The 6,044-nt window shown below is 70.5% G+C and carries 5 protein-coding genes; 3 read left to right on the forward strand and 2 right to left on the reverse strand.

Features of this window, described 5'->3' with window-relative positions; all coding sequences use genetic code 11:
- Positions 1–7: 7 nt before the first annotated feature.
- On the reverse strand, positions 8–2,314 hold the full coding sequence (gene purL, locus QN357_RS17155; protein WP_322189148.1) for a phosphoribosylformylglycinamidine synthase subunit PurL: 2,307 nt from the start codon (positions 2,312–2,314) through the stop codon (positions 8–10).
- Positions 2,315–2,528: 214 nt separating this feature from the next.
- Here purL and QN357_RS17160 point away from each other — a divergent pair, with 214 nt between their 5' ends.
- The 3 genes from QN357_RS17160 to mgrA all read left to right on the forward strand — a co-directional run bounded on the left by QN357_RS17160 (position 2,529) and on the right by mgrA (position 5,328).
- On the forward strand, positions 2,529–2,879 hold the full coding sequence (locus tag QN357_RS17160; protein ID WP_134446221.1) for a YciI family protein: 351 nt from the start codon (positions 2,529–2,531) through the stop codon (positions 2,877–2,879).
- Positions 2,879–4,222, forward strand: a complete 1,344-nt coding sequence (locus tag QN357_RS17165) for an RNA polymerase sigma factor (protein ID WP_322189150.1) — start codon at positions 2,879–2,881, stop codon at positions 4,220–4,222. Before QN357_RS17160 ends, QN357_RS17165 begins: the two co-directional genes overlap by 1 nt.
- 80 nt (positions 4,223–4,302) lie before the next feature.
- Positions 4,303–5,328 (forward strand): L-glyceraldehyde 3-phosphate reductase, encoded by a 1,026-nt coding sequence (gene mgrA / locus QN357_RS17170; protein WP_134446223.1) that lies wholly within the window; start codon positions 4,303–4,305, stop codon positions 5,326–5,328.
- A 115-nt stretch (positions 5,329–5,443) separates the two neighbouring features.
- On the opposite strand, the gene purQ is transcribed toward mgrA, so the two are convergent.
- Positions 5,444–6,044 (reverse strand): phosphoribosylformylglycinamidine synthase subunit PurQ (purQ, locus tag QN357_RS17175; protein ID WP_323505262.1); only part of this gene is annotated, 601 nt, incomplete at its 5' end.

Genomic DNA, 6,044 nt, shown 5'->3' on the forward strand with positions numbered 1-6,044 from the left:
GCCCGGGCTAGGCGAAGTGGGCGGGGAGGGTGGAGCTGTGGCGGGAGCGGAGGTCCGCGAGGGAGACCGTGAAGACGTCCTGCACCTCAAGAGCGTCGAGGGTGTTGTCGGTGACGCCGATGCGCAGCACCGGGTACCCGCGGCCCTCGCAGAGGCCGAGGAACTTCACGTCGTCCTCGCGCGGCACCGAGACGATGACGCGGCCGGCCGACTCCGAGAACAGGGCGACGGATGCGTCGATCCCGTCCCGCTCGCAGATGTCGCCGAGCCACACGCGGGCTCCGACCCCGAACCGGAGCACGGCCTCGGCGAGAGTCTGCGCGAGCCCGCCGGAAGACAGGTCGTGTGCGCTGTCGATGAGCGCCTCGATCGACGCCGCGTTGAGCAGGCCGGCGAGCCGCGCCTCACCGGGAAGGTCGACGACCGGCGGCATACCGCCGAGGTGCCCGTGCACGACATCGGCCCAGGCCGAGCCGTCGAGTTCCTCGCGGGTGATGCCGAGCAGGTAGATGTTGTGGCCGTCGTCCTGCCAGCCGCTCGGCACGCGGCGGGCGACGTCGTCGATCACGCCGAGCACGGCGACGACGGGCGTCGGGTAGATCGGCTGGTCGCCGGTCTGGTTGTAGAACGACACGTTGCCGCCGGTGACGGGGATCTCGAGCTCGAGGCATCCGTCGGCGAGGGCCGTGACGGCGCGTTCGAACTGCCACATCACCTCGGGGTTCTCGGGGGAGCCGAAGTTGAGGCAGTCGCTGATGCCGACCGGCACCGCTCCGGTCGCTGCGACGTTGCGGTACGCCTCGGCGAGGGCGAGCTGGGCGCCGCGGTACGGGTCGAGCTGGCAGTAGCGGCCGTTGGCGTCGGTCGCGATGACGAAGCCGAGGCCAGACTCCTCGTCGATGCGGATCATGCCGGCGTCGTCGGGGAAGGAGAGCGCGGTGTTACCGAGCACGTAGCGGTCGTACTGGTCGGTGATCCAGCTGGGGTCTGCGAGGTTGGGCGAGCCCAGCAGCGAGAGGAACTGCGCGCGCAGGTTCGCGGCATCCGTCGACCGGGGCAGAGCCGAGGCCGAGTCGGCCTGCAGCGCGTCGATCCAGGTCGGGTAGGCGACCGGGCGGTCGTAGACCGGGCCGTCGATCGCGACCGTGCGCGGGTCGACGTTGACGATCTCTTCGCCGTTCCAGTCGATGACGAGCCGGCCGGTGTCGGTGACCTCGCCGAGCACGCTCGTCTCGACGTCCCATTTGGCGGTCATCGCGAGGAAGCCCTCGAGCTTCTCCGGCGTGACGACGGCCATCATCCGCTCCTGGCTCTCGCTCATCAGGATCTCCTCGGCGGTGAGCGTCGGGTCGCGCAGCAGCACCTTTTCGAGCTGGATGTACATGCCGCCGTCGCCGTTCGAGGCGAGTTCCGAGGTCGCGCAGCTGATGCCGGCCGCGCCGAGGTCCTGGATGCCCTCGACGAGCTTGTCGCGGAACAGTTCGAGGCAGCACTCGATGAGCACCTTCTCGGCGAAGGGGTCGCCGACCTGCACCGCGGGGCGCTTGGTCGGGCCGTCGGCGCTGAAGGTGTCCGAGGCGAGAATGGATGCCCCGCCGATGCCGTCTCCGCCGGTGCGGGCCCCGAAGAGCACGACCTTGTTGCCCACGCCGCGGGCGTTGGCGAGGTGCAGGTCCTCGTGGCGGAGCACGCCGACCGAGAGCGCGTTGACGAGCGGGTTGCCCTGGTAGACCGAGTCGAACCAGGTCTCGCCGCCGATGTTCGGCAGGCCGAGGCAGTTGCCGTAGAACGAGATGCCGGACACGACGCCGTGCACGACGCGCGCGGTGTCCGGGTCGTCGATGCGGCCGAAGCGGAGGGCGTCCATCACGGCGACCGGGCGGGCGCCCATCGAGATGATGTCGCGCACGATGCCGCCGACGCCGGTCGCGGCGCCCTGGAACGGCTCGATGTAGGAGGGGTGGTTGTGCGACTCGATCTTGAAGGTGACGGCCCAGCCCTCGCCGACGTCGAGCACACCCGCGTTCTCGCCCATGCCGACCATGAGGTTCTTCTTCATGGCGGGGGAGACCTTGTCGCCGAACTGGCGCAGGTACTTCTTCGAGCTCTTGTATGAGCAGTGCTCGCTCCACATCACCGAGTACATCGCGAGCTCGCCGCTCGTGGGGCGGCGGCCGAGGATCGTGCGGATCTCCTGGTACTCGCCCTCGGTCAGCCCGAGGGCGCCGAAGGGCTGGTCCTTGTCCGGGGTGGCGATCGCGTTCGCGACGGTGTCGGCGACGCCGCGGGAGGGGGTGGTGGTAACTGCGGTCACGTGGCGTTCTCCCAGAGATAGCGGATGCTTGGCGCGCCCAGTCTACCGGTTGCCTCCCCTGCACCCCCCGTTCCGATCCCGCTGTCACCGCAGCGGAATCAGTTGTCGGAGATTCGGCCGCCGATGTCCTTTCGGGACCGCCCCGTTCGTTCCTAGAGTAGATCCCACCGTTCCCGATGGGTCATTCGATGAAATCCCCGATGAAGGAGTCACCATGCCCAGCTATGTTGCCCTGACCTACACCCGTGACGTCGACTGGACCGCCCCGGAGCAGGCGGCAGAGATGCAGGAGTACCGCGATTTCGGCCGCGATGCCGAGGCGGTGATCCGCGGCGGTGCCGCGCTCTACCCGACCCAGACCGCGACGACCGTGCGGGTCACCGGCGGCAAGGGCGGCGACGTCGTGATCGGCGACGGCCCGTACGCCGAGACCAAAGAGGCCCTGACCGGCTTCTACCTGCTCGAGTGCGACAGCCTCGACGAGGCGATCCGGCACGCGGCCGCGATCCCCGCCGCCTGGAACGGCGTCGTCGAGGTGCGTCCGACGGTCCCGACCCTGATGTGATGACGGCGACGGATGCCGGTGGCACCGACCCGGCCGGGGCCCTCGCCGCGCTCCTGGTCGCGGAGCGGCGCCGGGTGCTGGCCACCGTCATCCGTCTGACCGGTGATCTGGCCCTCGCCGAGGACGCCGTCCAGGACGCCGCCATCAGCGCCCTGGAGACCTGGCGTCGACTCGGCGTGCCGCCGAATCCGCGCGCGTGGCTCACCCTTGCGGCCAAGCGGCGGGTGATCGACCTGCTCCGGCGGGAGGGCGCGCGGCCGAACAAGGAACGGGAGGCGATCATCCTGGCCGTGCAACGGGCACCCGACGAGACCCCGCCCGGCATCGTCCGCGACGACCAGCTTCGGCTGATCTTCACCTGCTGCCATCCGGCGCTCGCGCAGGAGGCCCAGGTCGCGCTCAGCCTGCACGTGCTCTGCGGGTTGAGCGTCGCAGAGGTCGCCCGGGCGCTCCTCGTTTCAGAGGCGACGATGGCCAAGCGCCTCACCCGGGCGCGACGCAAGATCGCCGACGCCGGCATCCGCTACCGCGTGCCCGACGCGGGGGAACTGCCCGGCCGGCTCGGCGCGGTCGCGACGACCGTGTTCCTGCTGTTCACGGAGGGCTACGCTTCCCGGTCGGCGGATGCCCCTGCGCCCGTGTCGGCGCGGCCTGAGTCCTCCGTGCCGCCCGGCTCGCAGGCGCCGCCCGGCTCGGCTGCGCTGCCCCCGCCGACCGTGCCACCCGGGCCGCCCGGCGCATCCGTTGCAGAGGAAGCGATCCGGCTGGGGCGGCTGCTCGTCGAGCTGATGCCGGGCGAACCCGTGCTCGAGGGACTCCTCGCGACGATGCTGCTCCAGCACTCCCGATTACGCGCCCGGTTCGACGGCGACGGCGACATCGTCCTCCTGGCCGACCAGGACCGGAGTCTCTGGGATCGCTCCCGCGTCGCGGAAGGCATCGAGCTCGCCGCGTCCGCGATCCGCGGCAGCAGCATCCGCCCGGAGCGGTTCGCGGTCACGGCCGCGATCGCCGCCTGCCACGCCCTGGCCGCGGATGCCGCGACCACCGACTGGAACGCCATCATCGCCTGGTACGACGTGCTGCTCGCCCTCGACCCGAGCCCGGTCGTGCGGCTGAACCGGGCGGCCGCCCTCGCCGAGAGCGGCGACCCGGCCGCGGCGCTCGCCGTGGTCGACCGGATCGGCGGCCTCGACGACTACTTCTGGTTCCACGCGACCCGGGCCGAGCTGCTCCGCAGACTGGGGCGTCACCCGGAGGCCGGCGCTGCTGCCCTCGTGGCACGCGAGCTCACCGGATCCGCGGCCCAGCTCCGGCTGCTGGACCGTCGGCATCCGTTGTAAGAGGCAACGCACAGGGTGGGTCCTGACCCCCGCGGCGGGCACCCCCTGCGCGAGCGGATGCACCGTGGCACGATGAAGGGGTGACCTACCTTCCGGCTGACACCAGATACGAGTCCATGCCCTACCGCCGCACCGGGAAGAGCGGCCTCAAGCTCCCGGCCGTTTCGCTCGGGCTGTGGCAGAACTTCGGCGGGGTCACCCCGCTCGAGACGCAGCGAGCGATCCTGCGACGCGCCTTCGACCTCGGCGTGACGCACTTCGACCTCGCCAACAACTACGGCCCGCCGTACGGCAGCGCCGAGTCCAACTTCGGGATTCACCTGAAGCAGGACTTCCGGCCGCACCGCGACGAGCTCGTCATCTCGACCAAGGCAGGCTACGACATGTGGGCGGGCCCGTACGGCGAATGGGGATCGCGTAAGTCGCTGCTCGCGAGCCTCGACCAGTCGCTCGGCCGGATGGGCCTCGACTACGTCGACGTGTTCTACTCGCACCGCGCCGACCCGGACACCCCGCTCGAGGAGACCATGGGCGCGCTGCACACCGCCGTCACGAGCGGCCGTGCCCTCTACGCCGGGATCTCCTCGTACTCGCCAGAGCGCACCCGGCAGGCCGCGGCGATCCTCGCCGACCTCGGCACGCCGCTGCTCATCCACCAGCCCTCGTACTCGATGTTCAACCGCTGGGTCGAGGACGACCTGCTGATCACCCTCGAGGACCTCGGCGTCGGCTGCATCGCGTTCTCTCCGCTCGCCCAGGGACTACTCACCGACCGGTACCTGCACGGGGTGCCCGCGGACTCGCGGGCGGCGCGGGCCGGGTCGATGAAACGCGACATGGTCAGCGACGAGACGCTCGTCCACATCCGCGCCCTCACCGATATCGCCGGGGAGCGCGGGCAGTCGCTCGCCCAGCTCGCCCTCGCCTGGGTGCTGCGGCGCCCGGAGGTGACGTCGGCGCTGATCGGGGCGTCCTCGGTCGCGCAGCTCGAGGCCAACGTCGCCGCCGTGGAGAACCTGGAGTTCACCGCCGCGGAGCTCGACGCGATCGACGCTCACGCCGTCGACGCCGGCATCAACCTGTGGGAGGCATCCGCCGCCGTCTAAACCGAGCCCCCTGTTCGCGAAAGCGGGTGAATCGTCGTTCTGCGGTACTGAAAACGACGATTCACCCGCTTTCGCGGGACCGGGCGTTGCGGGACCGGGCGTTGCGGGGTGCGGGTTACGCGCTCGCGAGCATCCGCTCGATCGCCGAGGTGAAGAACGTGAGCCCGTCGGTGCCGCTGCGCATCGCGGACGCGGTGTCGGGACCGAAGCCGGCCTCGACCGCGTGTTCGGGGTGCGGCATCAGGCCGACGACGTTGCCGCGGGCGTTGGTGATGCCGGCGATGTCGTTGAGGGAGCCGTTCGGGTTCAGTCCGACGTAGCGCACCACGACGCGGCCTTCGCCTTCGAGCTCTGCGAGGGTCTCGGCGGAGGCGATGAAGCCGCCCTCGCCGTTCTTCAGGGGGATGGTGATCTCCTGGCCGCCCGCGAAGCCGCTGGTCCAGACGGTGTCGGTGTTCTCGACGCGCAGCTGCTGGTCGCGGCAGATGAACGAGCCGTGGTCGTTGCGGATCAGCCCGCCCTCGAGCAGGTGCGCCTCGGTGAGCATCTGGAAACCGTTGCAGATACCGAGCACCGGCATGCCGCTGTTCGCGGCGTCGATGACCTCGGCCATGATCGGCGAGAGGCTCGCGATCGCGCCCGCGCGCAGGTAGTCGCCGTAGCTGAAGCCGCCGGGCAGCACGATCGCGTCGACACCGCGGAGGTCGTGCTCGCCG

Source organism: Cryobacterium sp. RTC2.1 (assembly GCF_035018685.1).
GTDB lineage: Bacteria > Actinomycetota > Actinomycetes > Actinomycetales > Microbacteriaceae > Cryobacterium > Cryobacterium glucosi.

Bases quoted from the DNA above. Each gene is read 5' to 3' on its own strand.
- QN357_RS17160 (WP_134446221.1), top strand. From the start codon at position 2,529: ATGCCCAGCTATGTTGCCCTGACCTACACCCGTGACGTCGACTGGACC.
- QN357_RS17165 (WP_322189150.1), top strand. From the start codon at position 2,879: ATGACGGCGACGGATGCCGGTGGCACCGACCCGGCCGGGGCCCTCGCC.